This window comes from Halobacterium sp. BOL4-2 (genome assembly GCF_016917835.2).
GTDB classification, from domain to species: Archaea; Halobacteriota; Halobacteria; order Halobacteriales; family Halobacteriaceae; genus Halobacterium; species Halobacterium salinarum.
The window spans coordinates 426,694-441,056 of the sequence record NZ_CP070332.2 but is presented as its reverse complement, the minus strand read 5'-3'; the positions used below and the strand labels follow the sequence as shown (position 1 = coordinate 441,056).

General features: G+C 67.4%; 19 protein-coding genes and 1 other RNA gene. 13 read left to right on the top strand and 7 right to left on the bottom strand.

Translation table 11 applies throughout. The annotated features are described in order from the left end of the window. The first annotated feature begins 53 nt into the window (after positions 1-53). Both ffs and JRZ79_RS15510 read left to right on the top strand, forming a co-directional pair. Positions 54-364: signal recognition particle sRNA (gene ffs / locus JRZ79_RS15515), an RNA gene on the top strand. Between the two features lie 91 nt (positions 365-455). Beyond that, complete coding sequence (locus JRZ79_RS15510; RefSeq protein WP_205251571.1) at positions 456-917, top strand: universal stress protein; 462 nt, start codon at positions 456-458, stop codon at positions 915-917. Positions 918-932: 15 nt separating this feature from the next. On the opposite strand, the gene JRZ79_RS15505 is transcribed toward JRZ79_RS15510, so the two are convergent. Together JRZ79_RS15505 and JRZ79_RS15500 are read right to left on the bottom strand one after the other, a co-directional pair. Then, positions 933-1,175 (bottom strand): YhbY family RNA-binding protein, encoded by a 243-nt coding sequence (locus JRZ79_RS15505; RefSeq protein WP_010902408.1) that lies wholly within the window; start codon positions 1,173-1,175, stop codon positions 933-935. A 47-nt stretch (positions 1,176-1,222) separates the two neighbouring features. Further along, positions 1,223-1,504: a ribonuclease P protein component 4 gene (locus tag JRZ79_RS15500; protein ID WP_010902407.1), complete on the bottom strand. Its 282-nt coding sequence runs from the start codon at positions 1,502-1,504 to the stop codon at positions 1,223-1,225. 21 nt (positions 1,505-1,525) lie between these two features. Between JRZ79_RS15500 and JRZ79_RS15495 the strand changes: the two genes are divergently transcribed. Beyond that, positions 1,526-2,659: a glycosyltransferase family 4 protein gene (locus tag JRZ79_RS15495; protein WP_268825532.1), complete on the top strand. Its 1,134-nt coding sequence runs from the start codon at positions 1,526-1,528 to the stop codon at positions 2,657-2,659. A 1-nt stretch (position 2,660) separates the two neighbouring features. Continuing rightward, entirely contained in the window at positions 2,661-3,770 is a 1,110-nt protein-coding gene (locus JRZ79_RS15490; protein ID WP_205252493.1) for a glycosyltransferase, read from the top strand. Here JRZ79_RS15490 and JRZ79_RS15485 read toward each other — a convergent pair. Together JRZ79_RS15485 and JRZ79_RS15480 are read right to left on the bottom strand one after the other, a co-directional pair. Beyond that, complete coding sequence (locus JRZ79_RS15485) at positions 3,767-4,168, bottom strand: hypothetical protein (RefSeq protein ID WP_205252492.1); 402 nt, start codon at positions 4,166-4,168, stop codon at positions 3,767-3,769. The genes JRZ79_RS15490 and JRZ79_RS15485 overlap by 4 nt on opposite strands. Positions 4,169-4,218: 50 nt before the next feature. Beyond that, positions 4,219-4,977 carry a DUF2797 domain-containing protein gene (locus tag JRZ79_RS15480; RefSeq protein WP_205251567.1) on the bottom strand — a complete coding sequence of 253 codons (759 nt, stop codon included), beginning with the start codon at positions 4,975-4,977 and terminating at the stop codon, positions 4,219-4,221. A 186-nt stretch (positions 4,978-5,163) separates the two neighbouring features. Between JRZ79_RS15480 and JRZ79_RS15475 the strand changes: the two genes are divergently transcribed. Beyond that, complete coding sequence (locus JRZ79_RS15475) at positions 5,164-5,778, top strand: VOC family protein (protein WP_205252491.1); 615 nt, start codon at positions 5,164-5,166, stop codon at positions 5,776-5,778. A 10-nt stretch (positions 5,779-5,788) separates the two neighbouring features. Here JRZ79_RS15475 and JRZ79_RS15470 read toward each other — a convergent pair whose 3' ends face one another. Together JRZ79_RS15470 and mvaD are read right to left on the bottom strand one after the other, a co-directional pair. Then, positions 5,789-6,115 carry a hypothetical protein gene (locus JRZ79_RS15470; protein WP_205251565.1) on the bottom strand — a complete coding sequence of 109 codons (327 nt, stop codon included), beginning with the start codon at positions 6,113-6,115 and terminating at the stop codon, positions 5,789-5,791. Positions 6,116-6,781: 666 nt separating this feature from the next. Further along, the gene (gene mvaD, locus JRZ79_RS15465) at positions 6,782-7,759 is read right to left on the bottom strand and encodes a phosphomevalonate decarboxylase MvaD (protein ID WP_205251563.1); all 978 of its coding nucleotides are present in this window, start codon (positions 7,757-7,759) and stop codon (positions 6,782-6,784) included. Positions 7,760-7,866: 107 nt separating this feature from the next. Between mvaD and nth the strand changes: the two genes are divergently transcribed. Then, the gene (nth, locus tag JRZ79_RS15460; RefSeq protein WP_205252489.1) at positions 7,867-8,550 is read left to right on the top strand and encodes an endonuclease III; all 684 of its coding nucleotides are present in this window, start codon (positions 7,867-7,869) and stop codon (positions 8,548-8,550) included. Between the two features lie 99 nt (positions 8,551-8,649). Continuing rightward, complete coding sequence (locus JRZ79_RS15455) at positions 8,650-9,294, top strand: helix-turn-helix domain-containing protein (RefSeq protein WP_205252488.1); 645 nt, start codon at positions 8,650-8,652, stop codon at positions 9,292-9,294. Here the strand turns inward: JRZ79_RS15455 and JRZ79_RS15450 are convergent. Then, a complete protein-coding gene (locus tag JRZ79_RS15450; RefSeq protein WP_205251560.1) occupies positions 9,291-9,779 on the bottom strand; it encodes a hypothetical protein in 489 nt (162 codons plus the stop codon). The two genes, JRZ79_RS15455 and JRZ79_RS15450, sit on opposite strands and share 4 nt — an antisense overlap. Positions 9,780-9,874: 95 nt before the next feature. Between JRZ79_RS15450 and JRZ79_RS15445 the strand changes: the two genes are divergently transcribed. The 6 genes from JRZ79_RS15445 to JRZ79_RS15420 all read left to right on the top strand — a co-directional run bounded on the left by JRZ79_RS15445 (position 9,875) and on the right by JRZ79_RS15420 (position 14,354). Further along, positions 9,875-10,786, top strand: a complete 912-nt coding sequence (locus JRZ79_RS15445; protein ID WP_205251559.1) for a hypothetical protein — start codon at positions 9,875-9,877, stop codon at positions 10,784-10,786. A gap of 75 nt (positions 10,787-10,861) precedes the next feature. Further along, positions 10,862-11,551 carry a plastocyanin/azurin family copper-binding protein gene (locus JRZ79_RS15440; protein WP_010902395.1) on the top strand — a complete coding sequence of 230 codons (690 nt, stop codon included), beginning with the start codon at positions 10,862-10,864 and terminating at the stop codon, positions 11,549-11,551. After that, on the top strand, positions 11,551-11,937 hold the full coding sequence (locus tag JRZ79_RS15435) for a hypothetical protein (protein WP_010902394.1): 387 nt from the start codon (positions 11,551-11,553) through the stop codon (positions 11,935-11,937). Before JRZ79_RS15440 ends, JRZ79_RS15435 begins: the two co-directional genes overlap by 1 nt. A 2-nt stretch (positions 11,938-11,939) precedes the next feature. After that, entirely contained in the window at positions 11,940-12,770 is an 831-nt protein-coding gene (locus JRZ79_RS15430; RefSeq protein ID WP_010902393.1) for a ubiquinol-cytochrome c reductase iron-sulfur subunit, read from the top strand. Between the two features lie 2 nt (positions 12,771-12,772). Next, entirely contained in the window at positions 12,773-13,585 is an 813-nt protein-coding gene (locus tag JRZ79_RS15425) for a cytochrome bc complex cytochrome b subunit (RefSeq protein WP_010902392.1), read from the top strand. 4 nt (positions 13,586-13,589) lie between these two features. After that, on the top strand, positions 13,590-14,354 hold the full coding sequence (locus tag JRZ79_RS15420; RefSeq protein ID WP_010902391.1) for a cytochrome bc complex cytochrome b subunit: 765 nt from the start codon (positions 13,590-13,592) through the stop codon (positions 14,352-14,354). The last annotated feature ends 9 nt before the right edge of the window (positions 14,355-14,363 follow it).

Below are 14,363 nucleotides of genomic sequence, written 5' to 3'. Positions count from 1 at the left end.
AAGTGTTATTTACTCGAACCCGAAAGGCCCTTAAGAACGACCCGGGTAGAATGAGATGGACTAGGCCGGGCGGTTTGGCTCCGCCCGACACCCGTGAGACAGTCATCAGCGGGGGCCGAACACCGGGCGCGTCCGACCGCCGCGGTCGGGCCCCGGAAGCCAACGTGGAAGCCTCGTCCGTCGGGGACGGCGGTCCGCGGCGTGCGCCCGCAGGGGCGTTCCGTCGTGGTTCGACGGTGGCAACCCGCCAGGCACGGAAGTGAGCAGCGGACCACCGAACGCCCGTCGCTCGACGGGTCGCGGGGTGGAGAAGGCGACCGGGACTACCCGGCCGGGAACGCCGGGCTACCCCGACTGTCCACTCATTCATACCGAATTCGGAGCCGAACAGCGACGGCTCCCGGTCGCCGGGAACAGCGGGCGGATTTATTGTCCGTGGCGTGGCAGGCGTTGCTATGTACGATCGAGTGTGCCTCGCAACGAACGGCGGCGTGGCGTCCGAGAACGCGGAGACGCACGCGCTCAACCTCGCGGCGGCGATGGACGCGACGCTGCACGCGGTGTACGTCGTCGACGAGGCGGTGACCACGGCGTACAGCGGCGACGAGTACGTCGACACCGCCGAGGGGCCGGCCCACGGCCTGACCGAGTACGGCAACAGTGTCTTGGGTGCGCTGGCCGAACGCGCCGACGCCGCGGGCGTCACCATCGAGACGGCGGTGTTGTACGGCAGCCCGGCCGACGAGATCGTGACTGTCGCCGACGAGGTCGACGCGGACATCGTGATCCTGGGGACGAAGCGGCGCTCGGACGAGTACCGGTCGCTGCTCGGGAGCGTGACTGATCGGGTGTTGCGCGTGACCGACCGGTCAACGACCGTGGTGAAAACGAACGTGGGCGACGAGGACGCCCCGTAGCCGCGGGCCAGCGTGTTAGTGGTAGACGGCGGTGTTGCCCCGCACGTCCACGACGGTCGCGCCGACGCGGTCGGCGAGATCGGCGGCGAGCCCTGCCGTGTCGTCGCCGCCACGGGCCGCCCGGAGGAACTTCACCTTCACAACGTCGCGGTCGTCGAGTTGGTCGGCAAGCTCTTCGACAACGGACTCGATGCCGGCCTTCCCAACCCAGACAGTAACGTCGGCCTCGTGGGCTTTCGTCGCCAGATCGTCTGACATTCGTGTGCGTGCTTGCGCCCCGGGCTGTTTGAACCTTGTTGCATGGGTCAGCCGGTGTACGGGTATCGCGCGTGCGTGCCGCAGTCACAGGTCACGACGACGTGGCCGCTGCGGGTGCGAACGCGGGCGTTGCGCCCTGGAACCAGGACGGCGTCGCAGTCGTCACAGGTGAACCGGCGGAACGCCGGTGGGAGTGTGAGGCGGTTGCGTTCGGCGAGTCGGCGGGCGAGCCGGACGTACTCGCGGGCGCGATCGTCGTCGCCGGTGCGGGCCGCCGCCCGCGCGAGCGTGTGGAGGCGGTCGATGCGCTCGGCCGCGATGGACGCCATACTGGAGGTCGACGACGCCCGCTGAAGACAGTTCCGGTAGGGTTATCGGCGGCGGCGTACGTCCACCGGATGATGCGAGCGCTGAACTACCTCGAAGCGGCGGAGGCCCTTCGCGGCGGGATGGTGACCGCGACGAACCAGCAGCGGGCCGCCCTCGAAACGACCGACGTTGAGGTAGTTGAAACGCCGTGGCGGGCCGGCGATCCGGTGCGTTCGATCGGCTCGCTGGCGGCTGGCGGGTCGTGTTTCACGGCGTTCGACGTGGCGCACTGTAACCTCGTGGGGCCGGGAAGCGTCGCGGTCGCGCGCCACGCGCGGCGCACCGACACGCCGCTGGTGTTGCACGCACACCTCACTCGTGAGGACTTCGCGCAGTCGTTCCGGGGGTCGAGCACGATCGCGCCCGCCCTCGAACCGTACTTGCGGTGGTTTTACTCGCAGGCCGACCTCGTGTTGTGCCCGAGCGAGTACACGAAAGACGTGCTCCGGGCGTACCCCGTCGACGCCCCGATTCGACAGCTCTCGAACGGCGTGGACCTCGAAAGCATGCAGGGGTATGAGTCGTTCCGGGCGGACACCCGGGCGCGGTTCGATCTCGACGGAACCGTGGTGTACGCCGTCGGTGAGGTGTTCGAGCGCAAGGGGTTGACGATGTTCTGCGAGTTGGCGAAAGCCACCGACCACGAGTTCGCGTGGTTTGGCCCCTACGACGAGGGGCCACAGGCCGGCGCGGCCACGCGGAAGTGGGTGTCCGACCCACCGGCGAACGTGACGTTCACGGGCTACATGGAGGACAAGCGCGCGGCGTTCGGCGCGGGCGACATCTACCTGTTCCCGGCGAAAGTGGAGAACCAGGGGATCGCCGTCCTGGAGGCGATGGCGTGTGGGAAGCCGGTGGTCCTCCGGGACATCCCGGTGTTCCGGGAGTTCTTCACCGACGGGGAGGACTGTCTCATGTGTTCGACGTTCGAAGCGTTCCGCGACGCCATCGACCGCCTCGCCGGCGACCCCGAGTTGCGGACGCGGCTGGGCGAGAACGCGCGGGAAACCGCGGAATCACACAGCCTCGATCGCATCGGCGAGGAGCTCGCCAGCATCTACGAGTGCCTGCGTGACGGCGACGTGGCGTCGGCCGTCGCGGCCACGGAGGGGTAGTGTGTCCGGACGGCTGCCGACCGTTGCGGCGTTCACGGACTCCTACCTGCCGACGGTCAACGGCGTGACGTACACGGTGTCTGCGTGGCACACCGAGTACGAGGCGCGTGGCGGCCGGATGCCCGTGGTCTATCCGGCGTCGGACCACGAGCCGGCCGAGACCGAGCACCCGGTCGCGAGCCTGGCGTTCCCGTTCTACGACGGCTATCGGATGGCGTTCCCGAGCCCGCCCGACGCCGTCGCGGGGGCCGACGTCGTGCACGCGCACACGCCGTTCGGGCTGGGGCTCGCGGCCGTCCGGCTCGCCCGCCGCAACGACGCGCCGCTGGTTGCGACCTACCACACGCCCACCGCGGAGTACGCCGAGTACGTGGGGCCGGACGCCGTGAATGGGGCGGTGCGGCGGGCCAGCGAGCGATACGAGCGGTGGTTCCTGTCGCGTGCCGACCTCGTGTTGACGCCGAGCGAGCGCACCCGCAGGGAGGTCCGGGCGCTCGGCGTGGACACGCCCGTGGAGGCGATGCCCAACGGCGTGGACACGGACCGCTTCCAGCCGACCGATCCCACCGCGTTCCTGGCGGCACACGATCTGCCCGCCGACGAGCCGTTGATCGGGTACACTGGCCGCCACGGCTACGAGAAGCGACTCGGGGACCTGCTCGCGGCCGCCGCGGGCGTCGACGCCACGGTGGTGTTCGGCGGCGACGGACCCGCCCGCGACGACCTCGAAGCCGAGGCCGACGCCCGCGGCGTCGACGCGCGCTTCCTGGGGTTCCTGGATCGCGAGGAGATGCCGGCGTTCTACTCGGCGCTGGACGTGTTCGCGTTTCCGAGCCCCATCGAGACGGAGGGACTGGTCGCCCTGGAAGCCAACGCCTGTGGCACGCCGGTTGCGGGCGTGGACGCGGGCGCGCTCTCCGAGACGATCATCGACGGGACGACCGGCTACCACTACGACGCCGGCGACATCCCCGGGTTTCGGCGTGCGATACGGCGCGCGCTCGACGATCGTGACACACTCGCTGAGAACTGTGTGGCGCGCAGACCCGACATCAGCGTGGGGCGCGCCATCGACCGGCTCGCGGCCCGCTACCGCGAGTTGCTCGGTTAGTCTTCGAGCGCGTTCGCGATGCGGTCGAGCTTGTTGTTCGTGCGCTCCAGTTCCTTGCGCAGCATCTCCAGTTCGCGTTCGGCCGTCTCGCTGGTGCCGCCGCCGGACTCATCGCCGCCGGGGCCGCCACCCATGCCGGGCGGGCCGCCACCGCCGCCGCCCATCATGCCGCCCATCATCTGCGCGAACGGGTTGCCGCCGCCACCACCGCCGCCCATGCCGGGCGGGCCGCCACCGCCGCCCATCGCGTCGGCCATGCGCTCGCGGGGGTCCTCGCCGTCGCCCTCGTCGCGCTCTTCGGCTCGCTCCTCACGGATCTCCTCGACGCGCTCGCGGAAGGACTTCTCCTCGCCGTCGTCCTCGGCGGCGTCGTCTGCTGGTTGGTCGTCGTCTGCCATGCAGGGTGGTTTGCCGCCCGCATTGAAAAAAGCCGGCTTCCCGGACGCGCCTAGAACGCGGTGAGACTGGCCTGCCGGTCGCGGTCGTCGGCGCCGGGCGTGATCTCGTGGCCGACGAGCGCGCGCATGTCGACGCCGTAGGTCGTTTCCCGCCGGTCGAGGACGAGCAGGCGGCCTTTGGTTGCGCGGACCGTGCCGGTGAGCATCGTCTCCGCGACGGGGCGGCTGTCGACATCGAGGCCGTAGTCGAAGTCGAACTCGTCGATGGGGTCGAAGTCGGACACGAGGTCGCGCCAGGCGGTCCGGTCGAGGGTGGCACCGAGCCCCCGGCGTTTGGTGGGAACGCGCACCCGGTCGGTGATGCGGTCCGCGATGCCGGCCTCGATGCGGCGGGCGCGCCGCCCGTCGGCGACCGTGTGGACGTGTGCGGCGCGGTCCGCGCCCTGCTCGCGGAGGCGGGTGTCGAGGCGCCAGGAGCGGGTCACGCCCACTTTGAACACGTCCGGTGCGAACGCCGCGAGGTAGACGGCGTGTTCCTCCTCGCAGGCGTCCAGGGGTTTGTCGCAGTCGCCCGTGCAGCGCGCGCACGGCCAGACCGACGTGTGCGCGTCGCAGTACGGCGCGTCGGGGCGCTGGCAAGGCTGGTGGCCGTCGTCGCCGCGGTCGACGCCGGCGCAGTGGCGGTCGGCAAGCGAGTACGCCAGCTCGGTGGTGGGGGCCAGCGTGATGTGGTCGATGGTCCCCGCGTCGGCGACGCGAAGCGCGGCGGGTCCTTCGCCTGGCGCGGTTTCGTACCCGACAATTTGCACGCACTCGGGTACGCCAGCCCGGAATAAAGCGGTGGCGCTGTCACGGGGTCGCTGTACGGACGGCGGTCCGCATCGAAGCACCACAGGGGCCGGTGCGTCAGTAGACACGGTGCTGGGTGACACGGCCGTCACCGGGTGGCGCGGACGCCCGCGAGCGCTTTTGTTCGGCCGCTGCCTACGTGTGGTATGGCGGACACCAACAACCCAGTCAGTGCGGACGCCCCCGACAGCCCGTTCCGGACGACCGGCACCGATCACGTCACGATCTGGGGGAGCAACACAGCGGACACCATCGCGTTCTACCGCGACCTGCTCGGGATGCCGCTGGTGATGCGCCAGCCGAACCTCGACGACCCCTCCCAGACGCATCTCTTTTTCGACACGGGGGACGGCCGCATTCTCACCGTCTTCGTGAACGACGAGCGAGCCTCGAATCACGACCGTCTCCGCACGCAGGTCGGCGGCGTCCACCACCTCTCGTTTTCCATCGCGGCCGCGGACTTCGAGGACGTGATGGCGGCGCTGGACGACGCCGGCCACGGCTACAACGTCTTCGACCGCGGCATCTTCTGCTCGCTGTACACGCAGGACAACAACGGCCTCATCGTCGAGCTGGCGGCTGACAAGTACGACATCCCGGACGACCGCCGGGGCGAGGTGCTGGCGGCCGCCCAGCGCATCCGTGAGGCCGACGGCGCGGACTTCGCCGCGGACCGCCACATGGAGGCGGCCTTAGACGAACTCGGCATCGACGCCGAGCCTGCCGACCTGCCCGACGCCGCCACCGGTGCCGGCGTCTGAGTGGCGGCGCTCAGTCGAGAACGCGCAATCGGTACCCCGCCAGTCGCTCAGGGTTCGCCACGCGGTCGGTCCGCGTGGCGGCGTCCACGATGGCCGCGACGAACGATGTCGGGACCTCCACGGCGATGAAATCCGAGTCCCCGGGCACCGTCAGGCGCGCCATCGTCCGGTCGGTGCCGTCGTCGTTGTAGATACTGCCGACCCGGTCGCCGTCGTGGCGGAACCGCAGCGTCACGTCGGTCACCTCAAGCGCGTCGAATCGCACCTCGAAGACGCGGTCCGTTGCTTCGAGGCGTGCGAGGAGGGCACCGTCGAGTTCGGTGACAGTGGTGTCCATGGGGACGTAACGGGCGGCTCCCGCATAGGCGTGCTGGGGGCGTGTGCTGAAAGCTTCTATCGGCGGTGTGCTCTGGCCCCAGTGCGGTCAGCACAGTGCAATCACGGCTCGAAGTCGGCCGACACCGATCAGCTCTGTTCGGAACGCCGCACGGGGCACAGGGCGTATTCGGCGAACGGCGACCGTACAGATCATACGCCACGGGCGTGTGAACCGCGGTAGGTAGCTGCGCTGCTGTGTGGGGGTTGATTTAATATGAACACGCTCTCACGTAATCCAGACATGAACAAGCCCGAAATTGTTCGGTTGCTCGTACTCTGGTTCGTCGTCGTGGTTTTTCTGCAGACATCACCTGGGAGTGACGGGCCAATAACGATGGGGATCGGTCTCTTCGCGCTCGCGTCGTTTTGGATCATCCCCCTCTATGTGCTCACATCCTGTTTGTCGACAGTGATGGGCGGATTGCGGGCTAAGTGACATCCTCCTCGCGGGAAACGGCGAGGCTTCCCGTGCCGCAGGTGGGATATCTGCCGGGCTGCGATACGACCTGTTCTCTCGTGGTGAACGTCCCGCTCTCGCGGTCGTGGTTTCGGTGGTGTCGTTTCCGTCGGTGTCGTCGGTGCCTCCCGAGTAGCCGGCGAGGCCGTGGATCGTGGACCGAGGCACTCAGAAGATCGCGTCGCGCTCGTCGAGTTCGTGGGCAGGCCCGCCGACCTCCCAGACGGCGGTGTCGACGCCGCAGTCGGCGACCGCGGCCTCGACCTCGTCGGCGTGACTCGCAGTGGTGTTCACGTACACTGTCGCGCCGGTATCCGTCGAGAAGTACGTCGGCACGCCGTCCGCCCGGAGCTCCCGCACGGTCTCGAATATCGAGAGCGTCTCGGGCTTCCAGTACACCCACCCGGACGGCCCCGTCATCGTCGTCGCCGCGAGCGACAGCGAGTCGTGTTCGGCGGTCTCGAAGACGCGCTGGAAGTCGCCCGCGCGGACGGCGTCACGCATCTCCGCGAGTTGGCCCTGGACGTGTGCCAGCCGCGCGTCGAACATGTGGCTGTCGGCGGCCTCGGCGTGGGCGGACTCCGTCTCCTTGTAGGCGGGCACTTCGCCCACGACGATGCGCAGGTCGGACGCGAACTCCGCGGGGGCGTCGAGGCGTTCGCTGCGGCAGTCGGCGTCGTTCAATCCCGCGTGCAGATCCGAGAACCCGCCCGTGACGGCGCGGGCCGCGGACGCCGATCCGCGGCGCGCGATCGTCGACACCGTCGGGAGATCTAGGTCCAGGCCGGCGGCGCGGACGCACGCCAACGCGGCCGCCGCGAACCCCGACGACGACGACCCCAGGCCGATGTTCGTGGGGAAGCTGTTCTGGCTCTCCAGGCGCACGCGGTGGTCGAACCCGGCGCGGTCGCGGACCGCATCGACCACGCTGCGGATGCGGTCCGCGCCGTGACCGGTGGCCGTGTCGCCGTCGACGACGTACTGGTCGGCGTCGCGGTCGGGATCGAACTCGACGGTCGTCGTGGTGTTGCTGGGCGCGGTGCAGACGCTGATGGAGTCGTGGTACGGCATGCGAAGCGACTCGTCGCGCATCCCGTGGTATTTCACGAGGCCCTGGATGGGGTGTGCGCGCGCGGTTGCTTTCATACGTCGATGCGGGGGTGTCGCGCGCATAAGCGTCCCGGAAGCAGCCGCACGGACACACCCCGTGGTGGTTCCGGTACAGCGAAGGGCATCGACGCCCTGGCAGTGGTATGGGCACGCGACTGGAGACGCGAAGCGCGCAGGTCGAGACCGTCATCGACCGGCTGCGCGAGCAACACCCCGACCCGGAGATCTCGCTGCGGTTCTCCTCACGCATGGAGCTGCTCGTGGCGGTGATCCTGTCCGCACAGTGCACTGACGAGCGCGTCAACGCCGAAACCGAGCACCTCTTCGACACCTACGAGACCGTCGCGGACTACGCGAACGCCGACGAGGAAGCGCTGGCTGCGGAACTGAACTCGATCACGTACTACAACAGCAAGGCCGGATACATCAAAAGCGCCGCACAGTCGATCCTCGAAGACCACGACGGCGCAGTACCCGACACCATGAGCGACCTCACGGACCTCTCGGGGGTCGGTCGGAAGACGGCCAACGTCGTCCTCCAGCACGGCCACGACCTGACCCAGGGCATCGTCGTGGACACCCACGTGCAGCGGCTGTCGCGGCGCCTCGGGATCACCGAGAAAAAGCGCCCGGAAGCCATCGAAACCGACCTGATGCCGGTCGTGCCCGAGAACCACTGGAAGAACTACACGCACTGGTTGATCGCGCACGGCCGAGAGACGTGTACGGCCCGGAACCCGGACTGCGGGGCGTGCGTGCTTGCGGACATCTGCCCGTCGTCGAAGACCGACCACGACATCGACTTGGCCGACGGCAGCGAGTGGTGACGACCGCTCGGTGACTGTTTTGGTCCCGCCAGAAGGGAGTTAAACACGGATTGTAGCCTCGCGAGCGGTTTTATATCCGGCCGCCGTACGTCCGTGTGGATGACAGCGAACCGCCTCCTCCCGGGCAGCACATCGGTCGACGGCGGCGACGGCTCGGAAGTCGTTCACATCCGGGAGGACGCCGCCGACGAGGTCTTCGACGCGCTCGGGTCCCGGACCGCACGCGAGATCCTGAGCGCGCTCTACGAGGAGCCCGACACGGCGTCGGGCGTCGCCGACCGCGTCGACACCTCCCTGCAGAACGCGAGCTACCACATCGAGAACCTCGTCGAGGCCGACCTCCTGGAGGTCGCGGACACGTGGTACTCCGCCCAGGGCCGGGAGATGAGCGTGTACGCGCCGGCGAGCGACACCCTGGTGTTGTTCGCCGCCGACAGCGGGCAGTCGCCGTCGCTGCGCAGCCGGCTGGCCGGACTGCTCGGCGTGCTCGGTGCCCTCGGCGTGGTGAGCGTCGCCGTCCAACGGCTGCTCGCCGGGGGTACACCGCGCCCCGGTGCCAGGATGCGCGTGGCATCCGAGCGGGTCACACAAGCCGCCGAAAACACCACCGAGCCCGGCGTCGTCGATCGGATCGGACACGCAGTCACGGCGACGCTGCAGACACTCCCGCCCGGCGTCGTGTTCTTCGCCGGTGGCGTGTTCGTCCTCGCGATGGTGGGCGCGTACGCGTGGTATCAGTCCTAAAACGGGAACTCGGGGTACCGGATGACGTACCGGGCGAGGCCCAGCACCCAGGCGACCAGCCAGCAGAGCACGTAGCCCGCGACGCCGGCGCGCAGCCGGAGCCGCCAGGCGCCCATGTTCTCGTGGATGTCGTCGATCTCCAGGTCCGGATCGGGGTCGTTGTAGAGGTTGTACTGGCGTTTCGCGCGCAGGATCGGCACGATCCCGGTGAGCGCGAACACCAGAAACGCGTACGCCTGCACGCCGAAGAAGGCGTGCAGCGCCGCGAACCCGCCGAGCTGGCCGAGCAACCGGGGTGCCATCCACGTGACAACGGGCACGGTGTTCAGCGTCAGCCCGACAACGATATACGAGAGGTGGTGTCGCAGCACACCCCACGTGACGGGGTCGGCGTCGATGATGATCCACGCGCCGTAGATGTAGAACGGAAAGCTGAGCGTGACCAGCGCCGCGGCGAGGGTGGCGACCGCCACGTCTTCGACCATACGTCGGTCTTTGGCCGGCGGGACAAAACGCGTTCGGGTCGCGGCCACCCCGTCGGTCGGAAGCGTTTACTCCGTCGCCCCGCAACGCGCAGACGATGACGGACTCCAGCGCCGGCGGAGACGAAACGGAGCCGGCGGATCGCACGACACAGGACACCGACGCCGACAAGTCCGTCGAGTCGATGACCGCAAGCGACATCGCCGCGGAGGTCGACGACGAGTACGACTTCGAGGAGTTCGGCCCCCGGCAGATGGCCGAGATGGACGCCGACGAGTGGGAGGCGGCGTTCGACCCGGACGCGTGGATCACCGGCGGGGCGTTGCTCGACCGCGTGGCCGACGACCTCCGCAGCCGGGTGGCCACGCGGGACGTGTTCGCGGTCGTCGAGCGCGACACGATCGACGGCGAGCCCGTGGTGTTGGCGTACTCGGACGAGGGGTACGCCGTCGTCTACGAGGACGGCACCGTGGAGGGGTCGGGCACCGTGCTGCGCGACGTCAAGCCGACGGTTGCGTTGTGTTCGATGGACGGCTACGATGCGCCCGACCCGCCGGCGGACGCGGGGCTGCCCGACCCCCAGGAGATCCCGGAGTCGGCAAGCGGGTTCGGCACCACGCTGCTCCAGTACATCGGCATCGCACAGCTGGTGGCTGGCGTGCTGTTGTTCCTCGCGCCGTTCGTGTACGACCCGCTCGTGCGGCAGTGTCCACCGGTCTCGGTGCCGGGGTCGACGGCGCGTGCGTGCGAGATCGCGGGCGCGTCGTTCACGCTGCATCCACTGGGTGATTCCGGGATCATCGCAGCCATCGCGGGTGTGGGGTTCGTCCTGTTCGGCGTGTTCATGCTGGTGTTGGTGGCGAACGCACGGCTCTCGGATCGGTTCCGCGCCGACGAGTTCCGAGCGCGGCTGCGGTCGGTGGGTGTCGGCACCGACGACCGCCCGGCGTTCGTCCCACAGACCGACGCCGATACCGGGACGGCCGAACCGGACGAAGACACCCCGTAAGCCGGCGATACTGGCGGCGTAGTGGCACCGAGCCATCGGTGGGTTTATCCGGTTCGCATCCTGATTTCAGCGTGTATGAAGAGGCGGGACTTTCTCAAAATTGCAACCGGCTCGGCTGGCGGCGCGGCGGCCGTCGGAGCAGTCGGTGCGCGGTCGTCCTCGTCTTCGTCAGCCGTACACCAACAGGCACCCGGAAACGCCACGGGCAACGGCACGGCGATGGACAACAGCACAGCAGGCAACGAGACGGCCGCCGGCGGCGACAGCGAGTCCGGTGATGGCGGCGGTGGTGCAACCACGAAGACGGTGAAGGTTGGGCCGAACAACCAGAACGTGTTCGATCCGGCTGAAGTGTACGTCTCACCGGGTGACACCGTGAAGTGGGTGTGGGAAGGATCGACTGGGCACAACGTCCACGCGACCAGCGTTCCGGACGAGGCTGGCTGGGACGCCCAGACGGAGATCGTCTCCGCCCCTCACGAGTACTCACACACGTTCGAGGGGCCGACCGGCGAGTACAGCTACGTCTGTGACCCCCACAAGAGTCTGGGGATGAAAGGCAAAGTGATCGTCAACGAGAACGGCCAGGCACCGAGCGGCGGCGGCGGCCCAGTGGAGCGGTCACCCCACGAGATGGGCGTCCCGATTCAGGCCCACTACGTGGGCATCGCCACCATCCTCATGATGATCCTGAGCATGGTGTACACGTTCTTCGTGTTGAAGTACGGCGAGTCACGGAACGCCAGCGCCCCGAACAAACCATAATGTCTTCGAAAGGCTCCAACTACGGCGACATCCACCGGTACGAGCCGGCCAGTGAGAGCACGGCCGCGATGATCACGATCGTGCTTCTGACAGTCATCGAGGTGCTGCTCGTCGGGCTGTTCACCTGGGGGCTCGTGACCGGACTGGGCACCGATCCAGTCGGAAACATGTATCTCGGGTTCCTGCTGGCGGCGGTCTTCATCGACCTGTCGTTCATCCTGATGCTGTACCGCAAGGAGTTCCTGCCGGACGTGATGATCGTCAAGAAGCGCCGCCGCAAGTGGGAGGATCTCTACATTCGCGAAGACCAGGTCGACGGCACCTCGATGTTCGAGAACACCGTCGAACAGTTCAAAACGGCGCTGTATCCGTACAAGCGTAAATAACAATGTCAGACAAATATCCAGAGAGTTCGGGTCGACGCCGGTTCGTGAAAGGCGTCGTGGGAAGCGCAGCGCTGGCCGGCGCTGGGACGGCCGGCACGGCAGTTCTCGAATCGGTCACCAACCCAACGGGGTCGGGTGGTGGGCAGACGAACTACTTCGCCGTCGAGAACACCGCCGGTCCGGCACCCCGGGGGATGCCGATGGTCCCCATCGAGATCGACGACAACGGCGACATCAAGGGCGTGTTCCCGGATGTCAAGGAGGTCGAGACGGAGACCGGTGGCACGAAAAAGCAAGCCCGGATGGAGCTGGGCGGCATCGAGTACACGCCCAACTGGTACCAGTACTGTGGCGTGCAGGGCTACGGCGGGTTGCGCCCGGACTACGACGGTGACAACTACTTCCGGTTCTCGGGCGCCGGGTACAGCTGGCAGCCCTCCGGTGGGAAAGTCAACATCGACGAGTTCGACGACTACGACACCTGGGAGAACGACTACGGTGACGCCGGCATCGGGAAGCCGGCGAAAGCGACGTGGCGGTCCCAGAACACCGATAACACGATCCCGATCCTGATCATCCGCAGTCCCGTCCTCGAAGACCGCGTCGAGTCCGCTGAGGGGGAGGTCGCCGAGTGGCTGGAGGCCGCGACCGATCAGGGCGTCATGGCGATCGTCAACAAGTGTACGCACTTCTGCTGTGCGCCACAGGGGTTCCGCACGTCGAACTACGAGGGCGCTGAGGACAAGATCTACTGTCAGTGCCACCAGTCGATCTACGATCCGTTCAGCATCGTGAAAAAGAGCTTCGTCGCGTTCGCGCGGCCTGAAAACTAACAATGAGCATTGAACGCAAAGACGACCACGACCACAAGGCCTGGATCAAGGAGAAGGATCTGACGGCCATCGAGAGCACGTTCCTCACGGTGCTGGTGTGGCTCGACCGCCGCCTCCGCATTGTCGATTACTTGGAACTCCTGGAGACGCTGTACTACCGCGTCAACCTCCAGATGCCGAAAAGCCACACCGAACAGTACAACCTCGACAACAAGTTCTGGTACTGGTATCCGCTGTACTCGCTTGGGTTCTTCTCGACGCTGTCGTACGTCGTCGCGGCGATCTCCGGGGCCCTGCTTGGGTTCTACTATTCGCCGTCGGCGGCCGCGGCGACCTGTGGCGTCGACGGGAGCACGGTGGCGTACTGTGCGGTCGCGGGGATCATGACCGATCTGAACTTCGGGTTCTTCCTGCGGTCGCTGCACCGGTGGGCCGCACAGGTCATGACCGCCGCGGTCTTCCTGCACATGCTGCGCGTGTACTTCACGGGCTCGTACAAGGAACCCCGCGAAGTCAACTGGCTCATCGGCATCGTCCTGCTCAGCCTGACGATGGTGTTCGGGTATACGGGCTACCTCCTGCCGTGGGACCAGCTCGCGTACTGGGCGGGACAGATCGGTGTCGAGATGAGCCTCTCGATCCCACTGGTCGGCGACTGGGTCGCCCAGTTGATGTTCGGTGGGTTCTCGCTCGGACAGGCAACGCTCCAGCGGATGTACCTCCTGCACGTGTTCCTGTTGCCGTTCGTGGTGACAACCGTGATCGCGATCCACCTCGGGCTGGTGTGGATGCAGGGCATCGCAGAACCCCACTAACACAATGAGTGACGACCAACCAACGGACGAGGACGCTCGCACCGACGGCACGGGGATCGTCTCACCCGACGACGAGACGCCCACGTGGCGCGAACGGAAAGAACGAACGACGGGGCTGTCGCGGCTGACCTACGAGTACTTCGAGCGGTCGCGCCGCGAGGACCAAGACCTCCGCCAGGAGTCGGACTACGTCGAGCGGGACGTGCTGGCGTTCCCGACGTGGCCCCACGAGCTCGTGCGGAACCTCGCGATCACGAGCTTCTTCGTGGGCATGATCCTGTTCCTCGGCGCGACGCTGCCGCCGCACCTCGGACAGCCGGCCAACCCCAGCACGACGCCGGCCGTGATCCTGCCCGACTGGTATCTGTACTGGTCGTTCGGGCTGTTGAAGCTCAGCGCGTTGAACCCCGAGCTCGCCATCCTCGGCGGCCAGAAGCTGCTGGCCGACCGGACGTTCGGCGTGCTCGCGAACGTCGTTGTGGTCGGGTTCATCGCCATCGTGCCGTTCCTCAACAAGGGGAGCGCACGACGCCCCGTCGAGCAGCCGTTCTGGGCGTCCGTCGGCGTGATGGGTGTCGTGTTCGCGTTCACCATCAGCGCGTACTCGGCGAAAACCCACCTCCCGTTGAACCCGCATCTGAGCTTCGATCTGGCGTTCCTCATCCCGCCGATGGCGGGTGCGGTCGCGTACGCCATCCTGAAGACGATGCGCGAGGGGTACATGTACGACCTGAACAAGCGGTATTACAAGCTGCGGCCGCCGAAGTAGCGGCCCGCT

Coding starts and splice junctions, on each gene's coding strand:
- mvaD (WP_205251563.1), bottom strand. CDS start 7,759: ATGAAAGCAACCGCGCGCGCACACCCCATCCAGGGCCTCGTGAAATAC.
- JRZ79_RS15425 (WP_010902392.1), top strand. CDS start 12,773: ATGAGCATTGAACGCAAAGACGACCACGACCACAAGGCCTGGATCAAG.
- JRZ79_RS15450 (WP_205251560.1), bottom strand. CDS start 9,779: ATGGTCGAAGACGTGGCGGTCGCCACCCTCGCCGCGGCGCTGGTCACG.
- JRZ79_RS15485 (WP_205252492.1), bottom strand. CDS start 4,168: ATGGCAGACGACGACCAACCAGCAGACGACGCCGCCGAGGACGACGGC.
- JRZ79_RS15470 (WP_205251565.1), bottom strand. CDS start 6,115: ATGGACACCACTGTCACCGAACTCGACGGTGCCCTCCTCGCACGCCTC.
- nth (WP_205252489.1), top strand. CDS start 7,867: ATGGGCACGCGACTGGAGACGCGAAGCGCGCAGGTCGAGACCGTCATC.
- JRZ79_RS15430 (WP_010902393.1), top strand. CDS start 11,940: ATGTCAGACAAATATCCAGAGAGTTCGGGTCGACGCCGGTTCGTGAAA.
- JRZ79_RS15505 (WP_010902408.1), bottom strand. CDS start 1,175: ATGTCAGACGATCTGGCGACGAAAGCCCACGAGGCCGACGTTACTGTC.
- JRZ79_RS15500 (WP_010902407.1), bottom strand. CDS start 1,504: ATGGCGTCCATCGCGGCCGAGCGCATCGACCGCCTCCACACGCTCGCG.
- JRZ79_RS15510 (WP_205251571.1), top strand. CDS start 456: ATGTACGATCGAGTGTGCCTCGCAACGAACGGCGGCGTGGCGTCCGAG.
- JRZ79_RS15440 (WP_010902395.1), top strand. CDS start 10,862: ATGAAGAGGCGGGACTTTCTCAAAATTGCAACCGGCTCGGCTGGCGGC.
- JRZ79_RS15455 (WP_205252488.1), top strand. CDS start 8,650: ATGACAGCGAACCGCCTCCTCCCGGGCAGCACATCGGTCGACGGCGGC.
- JRZ79_RS15475 (WP_205252491.1), top strand. CDS start 5,164: ATGGCGGACACCAACAACCCAGTCAGTGCGGACGCCCCCGACAGCCCG.
- JRZ79_RS15435 (WP_010902394.1), top strand. CDS start 11,551: ATGTCTTCGAAAGGCTCCAACTACGGCGACATCCACCGGTACGAGCCG.
- JRZ79_RS15420 (WP_010902391.1), top strand. CDS start 13,590: ATGAGTGACGACCAACCAACGGACGAGGACGCTCGCACCGACGGCACG.
- JRZ79_RS15445 (WP_205251559.1), top strand. CDS start 9,875: ATGACGGACTCCAGCGCCGGCGGAGACGAAACGGAGCCGGCGGATCGC.